The 19,744-nt window shown below is 73.2% G+C and carries 18 protein-coding genes and 1 pseudogene; 12 read left to right on the top strand and 7 right to left on the bottom strand.

Features of this window, described 5'->3' with window-relative positions; translation table 11 throughout:
* From ACFW3L_RS11520 to ACFW3L_RS11510, 3 genes and pseudogenes are all read left to right on the top strand, one after another.
* A pseudogene (locus ACFW3L_RS11520) lies at window positions 1-208 on the top strand (hypothetical protein); the annotation flags it as partial.
* A gap of 108 nt (window positions 209-316) precedes the next feature.
* On the top strand, window positions 317-1,468 hold the full coding sequence (locus ACFW3L_RS11515; RefSeq protein ID WP_378739068.1) for a macrolide family glycosyltransferase: 1,152 nt from the start codon (window positions 317-319) through the stop codon (window positions 1,466-1,468).
* 127 nt (window positions 1,469-1,595) lie between these two features.
* The gene (locus ACFW3L_RS11510) at window positions 1,596-2,138 is read left to right on the top strand and encodes an AAA family ATPase (RefSeq protein WP_378739032.1); all 543 of its coding nucleotides are present in this window, start codon (window positions 1,596-1,598) and stop codon (window positions 2,136-2,138) included.
* Window positions 2,139-2,314: 176 nt separating this feature from the next.
* Here the strand turns inward: ACFW3L_RS11510 and ACFW3L_RS11505 are convergent, their stop codons facing one another.
* Entirely contained in the window at window positions 2,315-2,512 is a 198-nt protein-coding gene (locus ACFW3L_RS11505; protein WP_378739030.1) for a hypothetical protein, read from the bottom strand.
* A 210-nt stretch (window positions 2,513-2,722) separates the two neighbouring features.
* Between ACFW3L_RS11505 and ACFW3L_RS11500 the strand changes: the two genes are divergently transcribed.
* The 8 genes from ACFW3L_RS11500 to ACFW3L_RS11465 all read left to right on the top strand — a co-directional run bounded on the left by ACFW3L_RS11500 (window position 2,723) and on the right by ACFW3L_RS11465 (window position 12,717).
* A complete protein-coding gene (locus ACFW3L_RS11500) occupies window positions 2,723-3,976 on the top strand; it encodes a hypothetical protein (RefSeq protein WP_378739028.1) in 1,254 nt (417 codons plus the stop codon).
* Window positions 3,977-6,454 carry a tetratricopeptide repeat protein gene (locus tag ACFW3L_RS11495; protein ID WP_378739026.1) on the top strand — a complete coding sequence of 826 codons (2,478 nt, stop codon included), beginning with the start codon at window positions 3,977-3,979 and terminating at the stop codon, window positions 6,452-6,454.
* 17 nt (window positions 6,455-6,471) lie between these two features.
* Window positions 6,472-7,785 (top strand): PP2C family protein-serine/threonine phosphatase, encoded by a 1,314-nt coding sequence (locus ACFW3L_RS11490; RefSeq protein WP_378739024.1) that lies wholly within the window; start codon window positions 6,472-6,474, stop codon window positions 7,783-7,785.
* Entirely contained in the window at window positions 7,769-9,121 is a 1,353-nt protein-coding gene (locus tag ACFW3L_RS11485; protein ID WP_378739022.1) for a VWA domain-containing protein, read from the top strand. Before ACFW3L_RS11490 ends, ACFW3L_RS11485 begins: the two co-directional genes overlap by 17 nt.
* 8 nt (window positions 9,122-9,129) lie before the next feature.
* Window positions 9,130-9,819: an FHA domain-containing protein gene (locus tag ACFW3L_RS11480; RefSeq protein ID WP_378739020.1), complete on the top strand. Its 690-nt coding sequence runs from the start codon at window positions 9,130-9,132 to the stop codon at window positions 9,817-9,819.
* Window positions 9,820-9,828: 9 nt separating this feature from the next.
* Window positions 9,829-11,391: a hypothetical protein gene (locus ACFW3L_RS11475; protein ID WP_378739019.1), complete on the top strand. Its 1,563-nt coding sequence runs from the start codon at window positions 9,829-9,831 to the stop codon at window positions 11,389-11,391.
* Window positions 11,392-11,450: 59 nt separating this feature from the next.
* Window positions 11,451-12,320, top strand: coding sequence for a glutamate ABC transporter substrate-binding protein (locus ACFW3L_RS11470; RefSeq protein ID WP_378739016.1), 870 nt, complete (start codon window positions 11,451-11,453; stop codon window positions 12,318-12,320).
* Window positions 12,321-12,417: 97 nt separating this feature from the next.
* Window positions 12,418-12,717 (top strand): DUF6221 family protein, encoded by a 300-nt coding sequence (locus ACFW3L_RS11465; protein ID WP_378739013.1) that lies wholly within the window; start codon window positions 12,418-12,420, stop codon window positions 12,715-12,717.
* A 4-nt stretch (window positions 12,718-12,721) separates the two neighbouring features.
* Here ACFW3L_RS11465 and ACFW3L_RS11460 read toward each other — a convergent pair whose 3' ends face one another.
* The 3 genes from ACFW3L_RS11460 to idi all read right to left on the bottom strand — a co-directional run bounded on the left by ACFW3L_RS11460 (window position 12,722) and on the right by idi (window position 14,938).
* Complete coding sequence (locus ACFW3L_RS11460; RefSeq protein ID WP_378739011.1) at window positions 12,722-13,411, bottom strand: HAD family hydrolase; 690 nt, start codon at window positions 13,409-13,411, stop codon at window positions 12,722-12,724.
* A gap of 56 nt (window positions 13,412-13,467) precedes the next feature.
* Complete coding sequence (locus ACFW3L_RS11455; protein WP_378739009.1) at window positions 13,468-14,307, bottom strand: type II secretion system protein GspK; 840 nt, start codon at window positions 14,305-14,307, stop codon at window positions 13,468-13,470.
* Window positions 14,308-14,386: 79 nt separating this feature from the next.
* On the bottom strand, window positions 14,387-14,938 hold the full coding sequence (idi, locus tag ACFW3L_RS11450) for an isopentenyl-diphosphate Delta-isomerase (protein WP_352388374.1): 552 nt from the start codon (window positions 14,936-14,938) through the stop codon (window positions 14,387-14,389).
* Between the two features lie 176 nt (window positions 14,939-15,114).
* On the opposite strand from idi, the gene ACFW3L_RS11445 reads away from it, so the two are divergent.
* Window positions 15,115-16,614: an SDR family NAD(P)-dependent oxidoreductase gene (locus ACFW3L_RS11445; protein ID WP_378739006.1), complete on the top strand. Its 1,500-nt coding sequence runs from the start codon at window positions 15,115-15,117 to the stop codon at window positions 16,612-16,614.
* Between the two features lie 18 nt (window positions 16,615-16,632).
* Here the strand turns inward: ACFW3L_RS11445 and ACFW3L_RS11440 are convergent, their stop codons facing one another.
* From ACFW3L_RS11440 to ACFW3L_RS11430, 3 genes are all read right to left on the bottom strand, one after another.
* Window positions 16,633-17,646 (bottom strand): zinc-binding dehydrogenase, encoded by a 1,014-nt coding sequence (locus ACFW3L_RS11440; protein WP_378739004.1) that lies wholly within the window; start codon window positions 17,644-17,646, stop codon window positions 16,633-16,635.
* Between the two features lie 136 nt (window positions 17,647-17,782).
* Window positions 17,783-18,457: a response regulator gene (locus tag ACFW3L_RS11435; RefSeq protein ID WP_378739001.1), complete on the bottom strand. Its 675-nt coding sequence runs from the start codon at window positions 18,455-18,457 to the stop codon at window positions 17,783-17,785.
* Window positions 18,454-19,677 carry a sensor histidine kinase gene (locus tag ACFW3L_RS11430; protein WP_378738998.1) on the bottom strand — a complete coding sequence of 408 codons (1,224 nt, stop codon included), beginning with the start codon at window positions 19,675-19,677 and terminating at the stop codon, window positions 18,454-18,456. The genes ACFW3L_RS11435 and ACFW3L_RS11430 overlap by 4 nt, the downstream gene beginning before the upstream one ends.
* Window positions 19,678-19,744: the final 67 nt, after the last annotated feature.

Below are 19,744 nucleotides of genomic sequence, written 5' to 3'. Positions count from 1 at the left end.
TCGCCTGGACGGCGGCGGCCAGGCCCTGCACGGTGGTGACGCTGGGGACCGCGCGGGCGATGGCGGCGGTCCGGATCTCGTACCCGTCCAGCCTTCCGCCATGCCGGGAGCTCCCGGTGCTCCGCCAGCGCCGCGCGAAAACCGCTGGACGCCCGGGGAGGACTGCCCTAACCTGGCCCGCATGTACTTCCAGCAGATCTACGGCTAGGACCGGGCGTCCCCGACGCTCCGCGCCGCCCTCTGGGACCGGCGCCCCTCACCCCTACCCGTAGACGACCCCTGGAGAAGTACCTTGACCCGCCGCCTTCACATCGCCATGGTCGGCGTGCCCGCCGTGAGCCACGTCCTGCCCAGCCTGGAGATCATCCGGGAACTGGTCGTCCGGGGCCACCGCGTCACCTACGCCAACGACCCCGTGGACGGACTCGGTGAGCTGATCGCCTCGACCGGTGCCGAACTCGTCCGCTTCACCACCACGCTGCCCACCGGGGACGAGGAGTGGCCGCAGGACCCCGTCGAGGGGATGGACACCTTCCTGGACGACGCGATCAACGCGCTGCCGGTCCTGCGGGACGCCTACGACCACGACCGGCCCGACCTGTTCCTGTACGACATCGGCGGGTACGCCGCCCGGGTCCTGGGCATCGCCTGGGACATCCCCTCCGTGCAGCTCTCCCCGACCTACGTGGCCTGGGCCGACCACGGGGACACCGTGATGGAGTGGTTGCGCGGGCTGCCCGGAGCGGCCGATCACTTCGCGAAGTTCGACGCCTGGCTGGCCGAGAACGGCGTCACGGGGCTGGACCACGCGACCTTCGCCGGGGCCCCGGACCGGGCCCTGGCCCTGATTCCGCGCGAGATGCAGCCCTTCGCGGACACCGTCGCGGACACGGTCACCTTCGTGGGGCCGTGCCTGGGGGCCCGCGAGGACCAGGGTGCCTGGCGTCGGCCGGAGGGGGCCGCCAGGGTGCTGCTGGTGTCCATGGGTTCGGCCCTGACCCGGTTGCCCGACTTCTACCGCGCGTGCGTCCGGGCCTTCGGTGACCTGTCCGGCTGGCACGTGGTGCTCCAGGTCGGCCGGTTCGTCTCGGCCGAGGAGCTGGGGGAGGTGCCCGCCAACGTCGAGGTGCACCCCTGGGTGCCGCAGCTGGACGTCCTCCGTCAGGCGGACGCCTTCGTCACCCACGCGGGGATGGGCGGCTCCAGCGAGGGCCTGTACACGGCGACACCGATGATCGCGGTGCCCCAGGCGACCGACGGCTTCGACAACGCCGACCGTCTCCAGGCGGCCGGGGTCGCCCGCAGGATCGACTCCGCCGACGCCACCCCCGAGGCGCTGCGCGCGGCCCTGCTGGACCTCACGTCGGACCCGGAGGTGGCCGCGCGCCTGGCCGCGATCAGTGCCCGGCTCCGGAACGGTGGTACCTCGTACGCAGCCGACCTCGTCGAGGCCGAGGCCACCGCGTAGCCTCCGGCCCCACCCCTCCGTCACGGCGGTGCGCCACGTCCCTCGGGACCGGCGCACCGCCGTGTCGTTCCACTCCGTCCACCCCGCGGCCGCTCCTCACCGGCCGCGCTCACCAGGAGGAACCACCATGGACCACCTCGTCGTCGTCACCGGCGGCCCGGGCTCGGGCAAGACGACGCTGATCGACCACCTGGCCGGGCTCGGCCACCGGCGCACGGTCGAGGCGGGCCGCGCGATCATCCGCGACCAGCGGGAGATCGACGGCCCCGGCCTGGCCTGGCGGGACGACACCCTCTTCGCCGAGCTCATGCTGGCGTGGGAGATGCGCTCGCACCGTGAGGCCGCCGGGCACGACGGGCTGGTCCTGTGCGACCGGGGCGTGCCCGACCTGGTCGGCTACCACCGTCTGCGCGGACTGCCGGTCCCCGACCACCTGTGGGAGGCCACCCGCAGGTTCCGCTACCGCCGCACGGTGTTCGTCGCGCCGCCCTGGCCGGAGATCTTCTCCGGTGACGCCGAGCGGCACCAGTCCTCCGAGGAGGCCGAACGGACCTTCGAGGCGATGTGCGCCGCCTACCCGGACTGCGGATACGAACTGGTCACCCTCCCCCGCGTCCCCGTCGTCGACCGGGCCCGGTTCCTCCTCGACCACCTGGATCCACACGCCTAGGCCGTGTTTTGTGGATGCTTTCGCCGGTGGCGGCGGAGCCGCCATCGATGCGAGCGGCCGCCAGGCCATCTCTCGCAAGACGAGGAGCGAAGGCCAGCCCGGGGTTGGCTGTCCGAGCTTCATCGGCGCGGCGAGAGGCAGCCTGGCAACGCGAGCGCGGATCCACAAAACTCGGCCTAGGGCTCCAGGGACATGCCCCGGGCGTTCAGGAGATCGCTCAGGATGTCGGTCCCGGTGGGGCCCATGCCGTGCAGCCGCAGCAGGTCGGTCTCGCTCACGCCGTCCAACTGCTCCAGACGCGTGTACCCGGCCCGGTTCAGGGCCCTGCGGGCCGGGGCACCGATACCGGGGAACTCTTCCTCTGTTCTGTCCATGCCCCTGTCGTACCCACGGCACGGGATGCCTGAGATGACATGTCTGTTGCTTTTGTGGCCGCTCGTGGCCGTAAACCCCGGAGTCCCTTGTGGTTCCGGGTGGGCGCGGCCACACTCTTGTCCTAGACCAGAGGAGAAGACGGGGCGGCTCACGGACCGCTGGAGGTGAATCGACGGGTGGGGTGGGACGCGGAGCCGGGTGCGACGCCGATGAGTTGGGAGGTGCTCGACCACGCTCTCAACGGCGTGCGGGGTGACGCGGACCGCATCAGGATCCGTCTCGCCGACCTGGAGCAGCACGTGGGGTACCAGCTGCTCAGGGACGCCGACCTCGTGGGTGGGACCCGTGAGCGGTGGGAGCGCGCCGACGTCCGCCTCCGTCGGCTGTGGACGGTGCACGACGCGTTCGCGCTCGTGGTGGAGCGCGCGATCCACGTCCGCGAGCGCGGTGGCGAGGATCCGCAGAACGAGCTGGCCTTCCTGCTCCGGGGCGCGTCCGTCACCCTGCCGCTGGAGGCGGGCTCCCCGGGCGACCGCGGTCTGCTCGACCCCGACGTCGAACGGTTCACCACGGCCGACGCCGTCGCGCGGATGGCCTCCGACTACGAGGCCGCCACGGAGGTCGTCTCGGCGGTGGAGACCGCCTGGGACGTCCTGCACCCCCGGCTCGCGGAGCTCGAGACCATGTGGCAGGAGGTCTGTACCCTCTCCGACCAGGTGGAGCTGGACGAGGACGAGCACGAGGAGCTGCGCGAACAGCTCGTCCGGGTGGGGGAGACCGTCCGCCGGGACCCGCTGTCCCTGGTCGTCGGCACGCGCGTGGACACCTCGTCGCTGGGCCGCCTGCGGGGTCTCCTGGTCCGCACCCGGGGCGAGCTCCGCGACGCGCTGAGGATGCGCGACTCCTACACCCAGAGCGTCGCCCACCTGGTCTCGGCCATCGACGACGTCGAACAGGTCCTGCGCCACGCCCGTGGACTGCGCGCGAGGGTCGTCGCCAAGATCTCCGCTCCCGCGGCCCCCGACGTCCCCGACCCGGTCCCGGGGCTGCGCGCCGACCTCACGGAGATGGACGTCCTGCGTTCCCTGGGCGACTGGCGGGAACTCGGCACCCGGCTGGGGCGGGTCCAGCACGCGGTGCACCAGGCCAGCGACGCCGCCCACGCGTGCGAGGAGGACCTGTCGGAGCTCTTCGCGCGCCGGGCCGAGCTCCGCGGCCTCCTGGACTCGTACCGCGCCCGCGCGGTCCGCCTCGGCCTGGCCGAGCACGAACGTCTCGCCGGGCTCCACGGCCGCGCGCACGAAGAGCTGTGGAAGGCCCCCTGTGACCTGGGGGAGGCCGCCAGGGCCCTCAACGCCTACCAGCGGTCGCTCGGCGAACTCGCGGGAAGCGAACCCCCGGAGGGCGGAACCACACCCGGCGTCGGAGCGTCTGACGCCGAGACCGATGGTGGTGTGACCTAGATGACGATGTGCACTTCCCCCGACTGCGAGGGCCGGATCGAGGACGGCTTCTGCGTGGTGTGCGGCCTGGCTCCCGTGGACGTACGTGCGTCCTCCTCGCCCGACCCGTCGGCGCCGCGCCAGCCGGTGGGCGTCGCGCGGGGCCCCGCCGTCCGGACCCCGGACCCCCGGGACGAGCGGACCCAGCCCTCCTTCGGGGCGCCCCACCGCGCGCCCGGCCCGCGGCGGCGCTCGGGTGGCTCCCGCGCGTCGTCCGGTCCCACCTCCGGACCCACGTCCGGGGCCTCCTCCTCAGGAGGTTCCTCACGGGGCTCCGGCAGCGACACCGTGCACTCCCACCCGATCGGCTCGGGTGACATCCGCCTGTCCGGGCGGTCCGGGCCGTCCGGCTCCGGAACCCTCGGCACGTCCGCCGCCGAGGCCGACGGCTCCGGCCGTGGTGCCCGGCGCGGCATGCTCGGCGCCGGTCTGATCCGGGTCCCCCTGGTCCCGACGCACGACCCCTCCGAGGCGATCATGACCAACCCGGTCGTGTCGGAGAAGAACCGGTTCTGCGGCAACTGCTCCGAGAGGGTCGGCCGGTCGCGCGGCGAGCAGCCGGGCCGCACCGAGGGGTTCTGCCGCCAGTGCGGCACCCACTTCTCCTTCACTCCCAAGCTGGTCGCGGGTGACGTGGTGGGCGGCCAGTACCGGGTGGTCGGCTGTCTGGCCCACGGCGGCCTCGGCTGGATCTACCTGGCCCGGGACCTCAACGTCAACAACCGCTGGGTGGTCCTCAAGGGCCTGCTCAACGCCGGTGACGCCGAGGCGCACAAGGCGGCCGCGGCGGAGCGCGCGTTCCTCTCCGAGGTCGAGCACCCCAACATCGTCAAGATCATCAACTTCTCGCAGCATCCGGACCCGCGCACCGGCATCCCCGGCGGCCACATCGTCATGGAGTACGTGGGCGGCAAGTCCCTGCGGCAGCTGCTCGTCGAACGCCGGGAGAACGGATCCGCCGACGAGGTCCTCCCCCTGGGGCAGGTGATCGCCTACGGCCTGGAGTGTCTGCGCGCCCTCGGCTACCTGCACTCCAGAGGCCTGCTCTACTGCGACTTCAAGCCGGACAACGTCATCCAGAGCGAGGAGCTGATCAAGCTCATCGACCTCGGCGGCGTCCGGCGCATGGACGACACACTCAGCCCCGTCTACACGACCCCCGGCTACCGGGTGCCCGAGGACGAGCTGCGCGGACCGGGCCCCACGGTGAGCGCCGACCTCTACTCGGTCGGCCGGGCCCTGGCCGTGCTCAGCTTCCAGTTCGGATTCATGCGGCAGCACCCGCACAGCATCCCGGCGCGGCACGAGGTGCCCCTCCTCCAGCGGTACGAGTCCTACGACCGCTTCCTGCGCCGGGCCACCAGCATCGACCCGGAGGCACGCTTCCACGACGCCGGGGACATGGCCGAACAGCTCACCGGTGTGCTCCGCGAGGTCCTGTCCGACGTCGAGGGCGCCCCGCACCCGGCGGCCTCGGTGCTCTTCGGCGGCGAGAGCTTCACCCTCGTCTCGGGTGTGGGGAGGCACGACGCCGACCGCATGCTGAGCCCGCCGCCGCCCGGCGAGTCCGCCAGGCTGCTGCCCGCTCCGCTCATCGACCAGGCCGACCCGGCCGCACAGCTCCTGGGCAGCCTCGAGGGCATGTCCCCGGCCGAACTCATCCCGACCCTGCGGGCCGCCCGAGCCCCGAGCCCCGAGACACTGCTGAGGCTGGTCCGGGCCCTGATCACGGTCGGCCAGTACCACGAGGCCCTGGACACGCTCCAGCAGTTCGGCACGGCGGCCCCCGGCGACTGGCGGACCATGTGGTACCTCGCCGTCACCGAGCTGAGCATGGGCGGTTTCGAGGGGGCCCGTGGCCACTTCGACGAGCTCTACGACCACCTCCCCGGGGAGGTGGCGCCCAAACTCGGCCTGGCGCTGGCCTGTGAGCAGACCGGGGACCTGGAGACCGCCGCCCGTCAGTACTCCACGGTGTGGTCCACCGACCACTCGTACGTGAGCGCCGCCTTCGGGCTGGCCAGGGTCAGGCTGGCCCAGGGCGACCGGGCCGCCGCCATCCGGGTCCTGGACGCCGTGCCCGAGCTGTCCAGTCTGTACGTGCACGCGCAGACCGCGCTGATCGCCACCCTCGCGACCGGGGCCACCGACGGCGCCGACCACGTGCGCGCCGGGGAACGGCTCGACCGGATCGGGCTGGACAGCGAGTCCGCCGACCGGCTCGCCGCCCGGGTCCTCGAAGCCGCGCTGGGCTGGCTGCGCGCGGGCGGCGGGGACACGGGCGACCGACGGCTCCTCGGCGGGGACTTCACCGAGGAGGGCGTCCGCGCCAACCTGGAGCGGCGGTACCGGGCCCTGGCCCACCGCTCCGGTCGGCTGGCGGAACGCTACGAGCTGATCGACAGGGCGAACTCCCTCCGCCCCGTGACACTGCTGTGAGAAGTGAAGGAACGGCGATGACCGAGGTACGGACCTGCCCTGCCTGCGCCGAGACGGTGTCGGAGGGCGACCTCTACTGCGAGGGCTGCGGGCGTACCCTCCCGGCCGACGTGCGCTCCGGAGCGGGGGCGGGCCGCACACCCGACCGCGTCCCCACGGCGCCCCAGGCGAGCATGTCCGGGACCTTTCGTAGGGAGGTCTCCCCGGAGGACGAGACGGTGACGCTCGAGCGCCCCGGGCTGGTCCCGTCGGAGGGCGCGCCGACGGCACCCCAGGTGAGCCTGCACGGCTCCGTCCCCGAACCCCCCGACTCCCGGACCACCCAGCCGGTGGTGCGGGCCTCGGTGCCCGCCGCACCGACGCCACCGCCGAGCGCGGTCCCCGCCTGGCCGCCGCCCACGGAGGGGACCCGACCGGTCGCCGTGGACGACCCCGGCCTGTGCGTGTGGTGCCCCGGACACGTGGTGGACGGGTACTGCGGGAGGTGCGGCTTCCTCCAGCCCACCGGCCGGGACCACGTCGAGGTGCGTGCCCGGCGGGCCTTCGGGGTCAGTGACCGGGGCCTGCGGCACAGACGCAACGAGGACGCGATGGCGATCCGGGTCGTCGAGGACGACGCTCCGCACGCCGCGGGGACCGTCGTGGCCGTGGTCTGTGACGGGGTCTCCAGCTCACCCCGCTCCGACGAGGCCTCCCGGGTCACCGCGGAGACGGGCGCGACCGTGCTCGTCGAACGCGTACGCCGGGGAGCCGACCCGCGCGAGGCCACCGCCACGGCGATGACCCGCGCCGCCGAGGCGGTGGCCGCGATCGCCGAATCGCCCAGCTCCGCGCCGGCCTGCACCTTCGTGTCGGCCGTGCTGGACCCGCGCACCGGAGCGGTCACGCTCGGCTGGGTCGGTGACAGCCGCGCCTACTGGATCTCCGGCGGGCCCGCCTCCAGTGCCTCCGCCCTGCTCACCCGGGACGACTCGTGGAGCGAGGCGATGGTGCAGATGGGTGCCCTCTCCCGCGAGGAGGCGATGCGCTCGGCCAACGCCCACGCGCTCATCGCCTGGATGGGAGCGGACTCCGGGGAGATCGACGCGCACGTCTCGACGGTCACCCCGACCGGCCCCGGCGCGATCCTGCTGTGCAGCGACGGCCTGTGGAACTACTACCCGGAGGCCCGGGACCTGGCCGAGGCGGTGCCGGGGGCGTCGAGCGCGCCCGGGGAGGCGGCCCGCTCCTACGTCGGCCTCGCGCTGGAGGCCGGAGGCAAGGACAACATCACCGTCGTCGTCATCCCCGTGCCCGCCGACCAGGGGGGTCCCCGTGCCGAACGCGTCTGAACGCTCCGCCGGGCCCGGGTTCCGCGTCGAGGTCGACCAGAACCCGTACCTGCCGCTGGGCGGCACCGAGGTGCACGCCGTCGTGAGCGTGACTTCGGACGGCCCGGTGGGGGCGGGGTCGTCCGTGCCGGCCTCGGAGGTGATCATCGTCGACACCTCCGGCTCGATGTACGGCGAGAAGATCCACGCGGCCAAGCGGGCGGCGCGCGCGGCCGTCGAGACCCTGCGCGACGGGGTCCGCTTCGCCGTGGTCGCCGGGCACCGCGAGGCCGAGATGATCTACCCCGACGGCGTCCACCTGGCGGAGGCGGACGCCTCGACCAGGGCGGAGGCCCTGGCGGCCGTGGGACGGCTGCGCGCGGACGGCGGAACGCGGATGGGCGCGTGGCTGCTCAGGGCCGCGGAGCTCTTCGACACCGCGGGCGGGGGCATCAGGCACGCCATCCTGCTCACCGACGGCCAGAACAACGAGGTGCCCGACGTCTTCGACCGGGTCCTCCAGCGGGTCGCGGGCAGCTTCGTCTGCGACTGCCGTGGTGTCGGCACCGACTGGAAGGTGGAGGAGCTGCGCCGCATCGACGCCGCCCTCCTAGGTGGCGGCCCCGGCATCGTGGCCGACCCCGCCGACCTGGAGGCCGACTTCCGGGCGATGGCCCAGGCCTCCATGGGCAAGGCGGTGGCCGACGTGGCGCTGCGCCTGTGGACCCCGCCGAACGCCGTGGTGCGCTACGTGAAACAGGTCGCGCCCACCGTCCAGGACCTCACACACCGCGCGGTGGAGCGGGTCACCCGTGCCGGGGGGGACTACCCCACCGGCTCCTGGGGGACGGAGAGCCGCGACTACCACGTGTGCGTGGAGGTGCCGCCTGGCGACCCCGGCCGCCAGCTGCGCGCGGGCTGGGTCCGGGTGGTGCTGCCCGGTGAGGGCGGCGCCCAGGAGCAGGTCCTCGCCTCCGGGAACATCCTCGCCGAGTGGACGTCGGACGAGGCCAGGGTCACCGGGATCAACCCCCGGGTGGCCCACTACACCGGCCAGGTCGAACTGGCCCAGGCGATCCAGGACGGGCTGGACGCCCGTCGCGAGGGGGACGACGCGACCGCCACCACCAGGCTGGGCCGTGCTGTCGCTCTCGCACACGAGTCGGGGAACGAGGAGACCGCGAGGCTCCTCGACCGCGTGGTCGACGTCGTCGACGCGGCCACCGGGACGGTCCGGCTCAGGACCAGTGTCGACAAGGTCGACGAGATGACCCTCGACACCAACTCGACCCGGACCGTTCGGACCCGACCCGACCCGGGCGGACCGGGACCCGGCGGCGCCCCCGGACCCGGGTAGGAGGGACCATGCCGCGTTGCCCATCGGGGCACCACACCACGGCCGACGACTTCTGCGACACCTGCGGACTACGCTTCCGGACACCGTCCGTACCGACCCCCGCCCACCCCCCGACCCCGCCCGTACCCCTCCGGACACCCCCCAGGCCCCGACCGGCGACCAGGGGAGGCCCCTGCCCGCAGTGCGGTACCTCCCGGGCGGGCCGCTTCTGTGAGGAGTGCGGCTACGACTTCGCCTCCCAGTCCGGGAGCCACCACCGGCGCGGCTCCACACGCGACGGCGCGGCCCCGGGCTCGCGCTGGCGTGCCGTGGTCGCGGCCGATCCCGCCTACTACCAGTACATGGTCAACCAGGGCCTGCTCGACCCGAACCGGATCGTCTTCCCCGCGGGGGGAAGACCGCGCCGGGTGAGTCTCCAGGGCGACCGCGTGCACGTCGGACGGCACAGCAGGTCGAGGGGGTTCACCCCGGAGATCGACCTCGGCGGGCCCGGGGGAGACCCCGCGATCTCGCACATCCACGCGATCCTGCTGGCCCGCCCCGGTGACACCTGGTCGCTCCTCGACCCCGGGTCGACCAACGGGACCACCATCAACGGGACGGCCAACCCCATCCCCCACCACGTGGAGGTCCCCCTGAATGACAGCGACCGGATCTACGTCGGCGCATGGACCGTCATCATCATCCAGAAGGGGTGAACCCCGTTGATGCCCCCCGAATCCGAGCACGACCCCAAGCCCGCACCGGCCCCCGGACGACGGACCCGGGCCTGGTGGCCGCGCGTGCGCGTGTCGGCGCGGACCACCCCAGCCCGGGTGTGGGCCCTGACGTTGCTGTGCGTGGTCACCGTCGCCGGTCTGTTCGGCTCCGCGTCGGTGACCCTCAACCAGGCCCGTGAGGGCCTGGCCGTCCTGGGCGACGGTGCCGGACAACAGGCCCTGAACACCACGGGCCTCTACCTGAACCTGGCCGCCATGGACGCCAGCGTGGCGGACATGCTGCTCATGGGCACGGACCGCGACCTCGGTTCCGGGCGCGAGGCCGCACAGCGTCGTTACGACCTCAACCGGGAGAGGGCCGACGAGGTCCTCCTGGAGGTGGTCTCCCTGACAGGGGGCGAGGACCCGCGTGAGGGGGCCGTCGAGGAGCACACGGGCGACGACGCGGGCGAGGGAGCCGCTGACAACGGGCAGAGGAACGTCCACGCGCTCCTCAGCAACCTCGGCGCCTACCACCAGGAGGCCGAGCGGGCGCTCCAGGCCAACGACGCCGCGGGGGCCCCGCCGGGCGAGGTGGATCCCGAAGCGCTCGCGGCGTACCGGGACGCCACCCGGCTGATGCACACCGAACTGTTGCCCAAGGCCTTCAACCTGGGGCTGGAGTCGTCGGCGATCGTGCGCGAGAGCCACGAGGAGGGTCGGCTGACGGTGACGTCCGGGCGCGCGTGGGTCGGCGCCGCCGGTGCGGTGACGGTGGGGTCGCTCCTGGCCCTCCAGCTCTACCTGCGGGTGCGCTTCCGTCGCCGGTTCAACGTCGCCCTGCTGGTGGCGACGGCCGGTGCGGCGATGCTGACCACCGGGGTCGTTCTGGCACTGGGGGGCAGCGAGGGGCATGAGGTGGCCGCCAAGGAGGACGGGTTGGACCCGGCCATGGCGCTCTCCCGGGCCGGGGCGATCGCCACCGACATGCAGGCCGACCAGAGCCGGTACCTGATCGACGACGAGAGGGCCGACACCTACCAACAGGTGTACCTGGAACGGGCCCAGCAGGTGCTGTTCCGCAACGTCCGCACGTTGCCGAACTACTACGAGGCGGTCGGGGAGATCCCGGGCGCCTATCCGGCGCTGCCCGGGCCTCGCGGGTCCGACAAGGACGATCCGGAGGGAGACCCCGGCACCCTCGGTTATCTGGGGAGGAACGCCCAGGAGGCGCTGTTGGAGGGCGAGGAGGACTCCCTCGGGAGGGTGCTCACCACCTTCGTCGCGGTCCAGGAGGCGGACGAGCGCATGCGCGCCGCCGCGGCCGAAGGCGACGCGGCGGGGGCCATCGGTATCCGCATGGAGGTGGCGGACACCGAGGACGGCCTGTTCCGCCAGCACGAGGACGCCCTGGACACCCTGGCCGAGACGCACAGGAACGAGTACGAGGAGGGCATTCGCAAGGGCCAGGCGCTCCTGTCCCCGTGGACCTGGGGGCTGCCCCTCGGCACTCTGGCGCTGTTCGCCCTGGTCGTGGCGGGGGTCCGACCCCGATTGGCGGAGTACCGGTGACCCCGGCGGGCGCGGGACCGTCCGTGCGCGAGGAAGCCCCCCGAGAGAGGAACGGGACCATGTGGTTGCGAGGAGGCCGGGGCAGGGCCGTGGCGGCTCTGTCCGGCGTGGCGATCCTGGCGCTGACCGCCTGCTCGGCGGCGGGGGGAGGGGAGCCGACCGTGGAGTCCCTGCTCGACAAGGAGTCGGTCACGATCGGGGTCAAGGCCGACCAGCCCGGGGTGGGGTTGGAGGGCGAGAGCGGGGAGTTCCAGGGGTTCGACGTGGACGTGGCGAACCACATCGCCGAGGAACTGGGGATCAGCGACGTCGACTTCGTGCCCATCACCTCCGACGTGCGTGAGAAGAGACTGAGGGAGGGGCAGGTGGACATGGTCGTGGCGACCTACTCCATCACCCCGGCGCGCGGTACCCAGGTGACCTTCGCGGGCCCCTACTACGTGGCCAAACAGGACATCCTTGTGCGGAAGGGGGACCAGAGCGTGCGGGGGGTGGCCGATCTGGAGGGAAAGGTGATCTGTCAGGGAGACGGTTCCAACTCCGCGATCCGGGTCCAGGAGGAGTTCGACGTCGCTGTGGAGAAGGTCAAGAAGCCGAGGACCTACAGCGACTGCGTCGACCAGCTCAGGGACGGCGAGATCGACGCGGTGTCCACGGACGACCTGATCCTCGCCGGGTTCCTGGACGAGGACCCCGACGCGTTCCAGTTCGTGAACAGCCCGTTCACCGAGGAGAGGTACGGGGTGGGCCTGCCCAAGGGGGACGTGGCGGGCTGCGAGGCCGTGAACAGGGCGATCGACGGGATGTTCCAGAGCGGAGCGGCCGAGGCGAGCCTGGACAAGTGGTTCGGCGACACCGACCTGGACCTGGTCATGTCCGTGCCCCAGTTCGAGGGCTGCGACAAGGAGGGCGGCCGCCCGGAGGAGTGACGGGTGGGGAGGATCGTGCCGAGTGGCCCGAAGGGGGACGTTTGCCGGATACTGAACCCCGTACGGGACTTTGGGGGCAGAGAAGAGGAGTGGTCCGTTGACCATCGTCGAGTTCCTGAACGCGCGCCTGGACGAGGACGAACGCGCGTCCAGGGCCGTTCCCGTGGGCTCACGCGGCCGCGAACGGGCGCTGGCCGAGGTCGCGGCCAAACGCGGGATCGTCCGGGGCTACACCGAGGCGCACGACGCGAGCATGCGCATCGTCGACCCCTCCGCCCCGGTGCCGAACGTCGGCGGTGACCCCTGGTCCGAGCTGCTGGCCTGGCGGCTCGCGGTGAAGTACCTGGCCTCCGTGTACCGGGGCCACCCCGCGTACGACCGGAGCTGGGAGGAGTGACCGCCTAGGCGGGCTCGGGGAGGTCGAGGAGCCGTTCCACGGTCTGGAGCAGGTCCCGTCCCTCGACGTCGGGGCGGGGGAAGACGGACGGGAAGCGTCCCTCCAGGTGGGCCGACCACCCCGTCACGAGTCCGGCCCGGCGGCCCCCCGCCGCGTCCCAGCCGTGCGCCGTGACCAGTCCCAGCCGCTCCGGGGGCACCTCCAGTTCCCGGGCGGCCGCGAGGTAGGGCTCGCGGGCCGGTTTCCACGCCGACGTGCCCCCGACCCCGGCGAGTGGTTCCAGCGCGAGCCCGGAGCGTTCGAGCAGCGGGCGGAGCCGTCCGTCGTCGCCGTGGCCGAGCACCGCCGTCCGGACGCCCCGTTCGTGGGCGGCCGAGAGCGCCGTCGCCGCCTCGGGCCGGGGGTCGAGGCGGCCGAGCCCGTCGATGATCACGTCCTCGGCGGCCGGGGCGATCTGGTGTCCGGTGATGTCCCTCAGGGAGCCCCGCGCCACGTCCTCGAAGGTCCGCTCGCCACCCAGCAGGGACAGCGCGAACGCGTCCCTCAGAAGGTGGTCGCACCAGCGGGTCATGAGCACCCGGGGGATGCCCGCCTCGCGGAAGCGCCACTCCAGCGGTCCGAGGGGGAAGAGGGTGTCGAGGGCGTCGAGGACGAGGGCGGCGGGGCGGACGGGGGCGTGCGCGTGAGGGGGCATGCGGTGCGCTCCATCTCGGAGGGGGCTGGCGATGCGTACCTACCCCGCCGCCGGGCTCAGAAGACGGCGTAACCGGAGATCTCGTCCTCCAGGTGGGGTGGCAGCTGGGCGCGGATCAGCGCGTCCGGCAACGAGACGAACGGGGCGGATTCCCGCGCGGCCACCAGGGCGTCGGCGTGCTCGGAAGTGAGGCCCGGCAGTCCGGCGATCGCCTCGGCGGGCGCGCGGTTGAGGTCGACGAGCCCCCCGTCGTCGTAGCCGGTGCGCAGGTCGGGTCGGCCGATCCCCAGTTCACGCGCCAGGGCGGGGTCGTCCACGAGCAGGGCGCGGGCCTCCTCGCGGCGCAGCGCGCGGTCGGCGGCCATCGCCCGGAGTTCCGCGTTGCCCTGGTGCGCGCGGCTCCCGGACGCGGAGGCGGGGGCCGGGCCGTTGGACGCGGGCCCGTCCGGTTCGCCGCGCAGTCTCCGGTTGCGCTTGGAGTTCAGGTTGTAGACGTCGTGGAACAGGTAGGCCGTGGCGGAGAGGGTGTAGACGACGAGGACGCCCAGGCTGACGTTCTCCAGGAGGCTGTCCTCCGCGCTGCCGCCGAAGACGAACAGGAGGGGCAGGCAGACCACCGCGAGGATTCCCGCCACGGCGGACCTGTGGCGGATCGCGACGTAGCCGAAGGCGAACACGCTGAGTCCGCCGCAGGAGAGCAGGTTCGTGAGGAGGAAGCCGATCCCGCCGGGCCTGATGTCGCTCGCGGGCTTCGCGGGCGGCTGCGGCGGAGGCGGTCCGGGCGGTGCGTGGTGCGGCGGATACGGAGGCAGGCGTCGCTCTCCGTGATCGCCGTGGTTCTGTCGGGGGTCGTAGCCACCAGGGGACCACCCGGGGCCAGGGGATGTGTTCGACATCGTCCCAGCTTATGTCGTTCCTCCCCCGCCGCGATGTGCAGGGGTTTCGTGAAGGAACGCGGAGTACCTCCGCCGAGGGTCAGTGGGCGGCGTTGAGCTGCGGAATCTGCTCCGCCGCCCACGGGCTGATCACCCAGGGTGTGCGGTCGGCCAGCGTGACCACGTCCGGCCAGGCCGCCCAGGTGAACTCCGCGACCTCGTTCGCGTCGGGGGCGGGAGTGTCCTCGGTCCGGGCCCAGAAGACCGGACAGAACTCGTTCTCCACGATCCCCTCGGCCGACACCGCGCGGTACCGGAAGTCCGGGAGCGCCTCGGTGACCTCCGTCAGCTCGATCCCCAGTTCCTGGCGGACCCTGCGGCGCACCGCCTCCTCCATGGACTCCCCGGGGGCGGGATGGCCGCAGCACGCGTTGGTCCACACGCCGGGCCAGGTGGTCTTGCCGAGGGCGCGGCGAGTGAGCAGCACCCGACCCTCCGGGTCCCGTACGTAGCAGGAGAAGGCCAGGTGGAGCGGGGTGTCCTCGGTGTGGACGACGGCCTTGTCGGCCACACCCACCGGCTCGTGGGCCTCGTCCAGCAGGACCACGAACTCGCGCTCCGCGCCGTCCTCGGCGGGCGTCTGCTGGCTCACGGATCTCCCCCTGCCCGTGGAGCCGCCGGCTCCACGCGTCGATTCCCAGTGCTGACTCACCTCCCATGGTCGCCGCTCCCCGGACCCCTTCGCACCCGACCGTCCGGTCCCGGAGTGCGCATAGGGTTCCTGATGGCCCGGCAGGAGGCCACCAGGATCAGCGGCGGGATGCAGTGGTGACGGAAACGGTGACGCGGACCACGGTCGACGGGATCGACCCGGACAGGCTTCGGGTGTGCCTGGAGGTGTTGGCGGAGGCGGAGGGCCTGCCCGCCGACCACGACGACTCCATGGCCCTCCAACGGGGCACCGCACGACTGTTCAAGGCGCTGAAGGAGCGGCGGCGCAGGGAGCGCAACGCCGCCCGCAGGGCCCACGACGAGGCCGTCTTCGCCGCCACCGCCACGGCCGCCCCCGACCGGATCGACGACGAGACCAACGGGCGCGCGCTGACCAGCCGCGCCCTGGCCGCCGGTGAGGACGGCGCGGCGGAGCCCGGGCGACAGCTCGCCGGGGTGCTGCGCAAGGCCCGCCCCTGTTACGTGTGCAAGCAGAAGTACGAGGAGGTCGACGCCTTCTACCACCAGCTCTGTCCGGAGTGCGCCGTCTTCAACAGGCAGCGCCGCGAGGCCCGCACCGACCTGACCGGGCGGCGGGCCCTGCTCACCGGGGGCCGCGCCAAGATCGGCATGTACATCGCGCTGCGGCTCCTGCGCGACGGCGCCCACACCACCGTCACCACGCGCTTCCCCAACGACGCCGTGCGCCGCTTCGCCGCGATGCCCGACAGCGACCAGTGGCTGCACCGGCTGCGGGTGGTCGGCATCGACCTGCGCGACCCCGGCCAGGTGGTGCGGCTGGCCGACTCGGTGGCCGAACAGGGGCCGCTGGACATCCTCATCAACAACGCCGCGCAGACCGTGCGCCGCTCACCGGGCTCCTACGCCCCGCTGATCGCCGCCGAGGCCCAGCCGCTGACCGGGGAGGGCCTGCCGGAACCCCTGGTGCTCGGCGGGGTCCGCCCCCGTGAGCTGGAGGGCGCCACCGAGTCCGAGGTGGCCGAGGTTCCGCCGCACACGCTGACCCCGGAGATGCTCACGTCCCTGGCGCTGACCACCGGAGCGGCGCACCCGGACCGGGCGCACCAGGCCGGGGCGATCGACGCGGGCGGCCTCGTGCCGGACCTGGCACCGGTCAACAGCTGGACCCAGCGGATCGGCGGGGTCGACCCCGTGGAGATGCTGGAGGTGCAGCTGTGCAACGTGAGCGCGCCCTTCCTGCTGGTGGACCGGCTGCGCCCGGCGATGGCCGCCTCCTCCGCGCGGCGCGCGTACATCGTCAACGTGTCCGCGATGGAGGGCGTGTTCGGTCGCGGGTACAAGGGCCCCGGCCACCCGCACACCAACATGGCCAAGGCCTCGCTGAACATGCTCACCCGGACCAGCGCCAAGGAGATGCTGGAGACCGACGGCATCCTCATGACCAGTGTGGACACCGGGTGGATCACCGACGAGCGGCCGCACCCGGACCGCGTGCGGATCGCCGCCGAAGGGTTCCACGCGCCCCTCGACCTGGAGGACGGCGCGGCCCGCGTGTACGACCCCATCGTGCGGGGGGAGCTCGGGGAGGACCTGCACGGCTGCTTCCTCAAGGACTACCGGCCCTCGAACTGGTAGCCGCCCGCCCCGGGGGCCTCAGGGTGTGAGGACCAGGCGGACCGGTGCGCCGGTCCGCCTCTCCAACCGGTCGACCGCCTGGGGCGCCTCCTCCAGGGGGAACGTCCCGCTGACGGAGCGGCTGAACTCCAGGCGGCCCGCCCGGACCAGGTCCACCAACTGCACCACGTGTTCCGGTTCCGACCCGTAGTGGCCGAGGACCTGCTGACGCAGGTAGCTGAACCGGGTGCCGTCGCGCACCTCCAACGGCTTGTCGGTCAGCCCGACCAGCACCAGGCGCCCGTGCTCACCGAGGACCTGGACGGCCTGCTCGCGCACGATCGGCACGCCCGCGAAGTCGAAGGCGACGTCCAGTCCCCGACCGTGGGTGAGCTGGCCGATCCGGGTGAGGAAGTCCGGCGTCGTGGAGTCCAGGGCCACGTCCGCCCCGTAGTCCAGCGCGCGGGCACGCGCCCGCTCGTCGGGGTCGGCGGCGATGATCGGGGCGGCGCCCACCATGCGCAGGAGCTGGACGGCGTGCGCGCCCAGCCCGCCCACCCCCCACACGGCCACGGCCTCCGCCGGGCGCACGTCGCCGGTGGCGGTCACGGCGGCCCAGGGCGTGGAGACGGCGTCGGGGATGATCGCGGCCTGCTCGAAGGGCAGTCCGTCCGGGATGGGCACCAGGGTGGACTCGCTGGCCAGCGCGTACTCGGCCCACCCACCGTCGTAGTCCACGCCCCGGGTGAGCAACCGGCCGTGCCGGTCGTGCTCTCCGGCCTGGAGCGCCACCCGGTCCCCGACCCCGACGTCGAACACCTCCGGGCCCAGCTCCTCGACCACCCCGGCCACCTCGTGTCCCAGGGTGACGGTGTCGCCCCGAAGGTGGAGGGGGGTCAGGGAGCCGTCGACGAGGTGGGCGTCGGACAGGCACACACCCGCCGCCCGGACCCGGACGAGGACCTGGCCGGGGCCCGGGGCGGGGCGGGGGACGTCGGTGACCGTGAGGGTCCGGTCGGTGATGTTCAGCCGGGCCGCGCGCATGGTGGCCATAGGTCGTTCCTCGCAGTCGTGTCGCAGGTGCCCATTTCCTCACCGATCATCACGGTTGGTGTGGGTGTGCCCGCGGGGGCGACACGGACCTCACGGGTCAGAACCCGCTCACTTTTTCGTCAAGCGGGCGGGGCCCTCAGTCCATCAGCCCGCTGCGGTACGCCCAGGCGGCGACCTCCACCCGGTTGCGGGCGCCGAGCTTCTCCTGGACGCGGGCCAGGTGCGTCTTGACCGTGCTCACCGTGACGTGCAGCTCCGCCGCGACCTCGGTGTTGGTGAGGCCCCGCGCGACGGTGCGCACGATGTCCAGCTCGCGCGCGGTCAACCCGCCCTCGGTGTGGTCCCTCCGGGGCGCCCGGGCCGTCGAGAAGTGCTGGAGCAGGCGCACGGTGATCTGCGGTGAGACCATGGCGTCGCCCCGCGCAGCGGCCCGCACGGCCTCGATCAGGAGCGCCGGGCCCGCGTCCTTGAGCAGGAACCCCACCGCGCCTCCGGTCAGCGCGGCGTGCACGTACTCGTCGAGGTCGAAGGTGGTCACCACGACCACCCGGAGCGGGTCGGCCACGCCCGGACCGGCCAGCCGACGGGTGGCCTCCAGCCCGTCGATCCCCGGCATCCGGATGTCCATGAGCACCACGTCCGGGCGCAGCTCCTCAGCGAGCCGGACCGCCGTCAGCCCGTCACCGGCCTCCCCGACCACCGTGATCCCGTCCTCGGCGTCGAGCATGTAGCGGAAACCCGTCCGGACCATCTGCTGGTCGTCGGCGAGCAGCACCCGAATCGTCGTCCCCGTCGTCGTCCCTGTCGTCAACCCCGGTCTTCCCCTCCGCGCTGGGCGGGGATGGTTCCCCGCACCGTCCAACCCTGCCCCACGCCGTCGGGTCCCGCGGTCAGGTCACCGCCGAGGAGGCGGGCGCGCTCGGCCATGCCCACCAGCCCGTGCCCGCCGCCCACGGGGATGCCCGCGCCCCGGCCGTCGTCCTGGACGCGCAGCTCCACCTCGCGCTCCTGGGCCGTCACGACCACGCTCACCCGGGTGGCGCCCCGGGCGTAGCGCAGCGCGTTGGTCACCGACTCCTGGGCGATCCGCAGCACCGCCGTGCCCACCTCCGGAGGCAGCTCCGCGACCGGCCCCGACACGTGCACGGCCACCTCGGGCCGCCCGGGCGCGGCCGGGGCGGCGAGCGCGTCCAGGCCCTCGGCGGGGCCGGGAGCCAGCGGGGCCTCGCCCGGGTCCCGCAGGCGGGTGACCATCCCCCGCATCGACTCCAGGGCCCGGGTGCCCGCCGCCTCGATCTCCGGCAGGGCCGCCCGCACCGCCCCCGGGTCGCGTTCCGCGATGTGCCGCAGGGCCTGGGTCTGCACCACGATCCCGGTGACCTCGTGGGCCACCACGTCGTGCAGGTCGCGGGCGATGGCCAGCCGCTCCGCCGCGCGGACCCGCTCCACGTCGGCGGTGCGCTCGGCCCGGCGCCAGCGCAGGTACAGGCCGGGGGCCAGCCCGGCCACGACCGCGAGCAGCGGGGTGGACGGACCGAGGTCGAAGGGCTCACGCAGGTAGTCGGAGTAGGTGGCGCCGAAGGTCATGAGCACGGCCACGGCGATCTGCCAGCCCCGGCAGCGGTACGCGGCCAGGCCCAGGAGCACGAGCATCCCCACGCCCTCGGACATGGTGATCGGGTAGCCGAAGATTCCCTTGGGCAGCGGCCAGAGCAGCACCGACACGACCGTCACGGCCGTGGGCCCGGCCACTGCGGCGGCCAGGGTCGCGAGGGGGCCGGCCGAGGGCCGCGCGACCAGGGCGACGAGGAGCACGCACAGCGCCCCGGAGACGCAGCCCGCGAAGTCCATCGCGGAGGAGGGCGGGCCGGGCCAGTCCGGGTGGGTGGAGATATCCGCCGCCATCCGCACGTCGATGGCCCACAGCAGGAGCGTCCCCGCCGTCAGGGCGAACGCCACAAGATGGGGAAGCGCCCGCGACCGACCGTCAACGGTGGCGACGAGCCTGGTCAGAGCCGAGATGTGGAGCATGCCGACCAGGTTAGGCCGTGGTCCGGCGGCCGTGCATCGGTCAAAGGAACGACGCTCGGCGGGGGTG

Origin of the sequence: Nocardiopsis sp. NPDC058789 (assembly GCF_042745575.1) — a bacterium.
Taxonomy (GTDB): domain Bacteria; phylum Actinomycetota; class Actinomycetes; order Streptosporangiales; family Streptosporangiaceae; genus Nocardiopsis; species Nocardiopsis eucommiae.
Note: the sequence above shows the minus strand (reverse complement) of the source record. Positions and strands in the feature narration are given on the sequence as shown.

Coding starts and splice junctions, on each gene's coding strand:
- ACFW3L_RS11510 (WP_378739032.1), top strand. CDS start 1,596: ATGGACCACCTCGTCGTCGTCACCGGCGGCCCGGGCTCGGGCAAGACG.
- ACFW3L_RS11515 (WP_378739068.1), top strand. CDS start 317: ATGGTCGGCGTGCCCGCCGTGAGCCACGTCCTGCCCAGCCTGGAGATC.
- ACFW3L_RS11475 (WP_378739019.1), top strand. CDS start 9,829: ATGCCCCCCGAATCCGAGCACGACCCCAAGCCCGCACCGGCCCCCGGA.
- ACFW3L_RS11490 (WP_378739024.1), top strand. CDS start 6,472: ATGACCGAGGTACGGACCTGCCCTGCCTGCGCCGAGACGGTGTCGGAG.
- ACFW3L_RS11500 (WP_378739028.1), top strand. CDS start 2,723: ATGAGTTGGGAGGTGCTCGACCACGCTCTCAACGGCGTGCGGGGTGAC.
- ACFW3L_RS11440 (WP_378739004.1), bottom strand. CDS start 17,646: ATGGCCACCATGCGCGCGGCCCGGCTGAACATCACCGACCGGACCCTC.
- ACFW3L_RS11455 (WP_378739009.1), bottom strand. CDS start 14,307: ATGTCGAACACATCCCCTGGCCCCGGGTGGTCCCCTGGTGGCTACGAC.
- ACFW3L_RS11480 (WP_378739020.1), top strand. CDS start 9,130: ATGCCGCGTTGCCCATCGGGGCACCACACCACGGCCGACGACTTCTGC.
- ACFW3L_RS11470 (WP_378739016.1), top strand. CDS start 11,451: ATGTGGTTGCGAGGAGGCCGGGGCAGGGCCGTGGCGGCTCTGTCCGGC.
- ACFW3L_RS11460 (WP_378739011.1), bottom strand. CDS start 13,411: ATGCCCCCTCACGCGCACGCCCCCGTCCGCCCCGCCGCCCTCGTCCTC.
- ACFW3L_RS11430 (WP_378738998.1), bottom strand. CDS start 19,677: ATGCTCCACATCTCGGCTCTGACCAGGCTCGTCGCCACCGTTGACGGT.
- ACFW3L_RS11495 (WP_378739026.1), top strand. CDS start 3,977: ATGACGATGTGCACTTCCCCCGACTGCGAGGGCCGGATCGAGGACGGC.
- ACFW3L_RS11505 (WP_378739030.1), bottom strand. CDS start 2,512: ATGGACAGAACAGAGGAAGAGTTCCCCGGTATCGGTGCCCCGGCCCGC.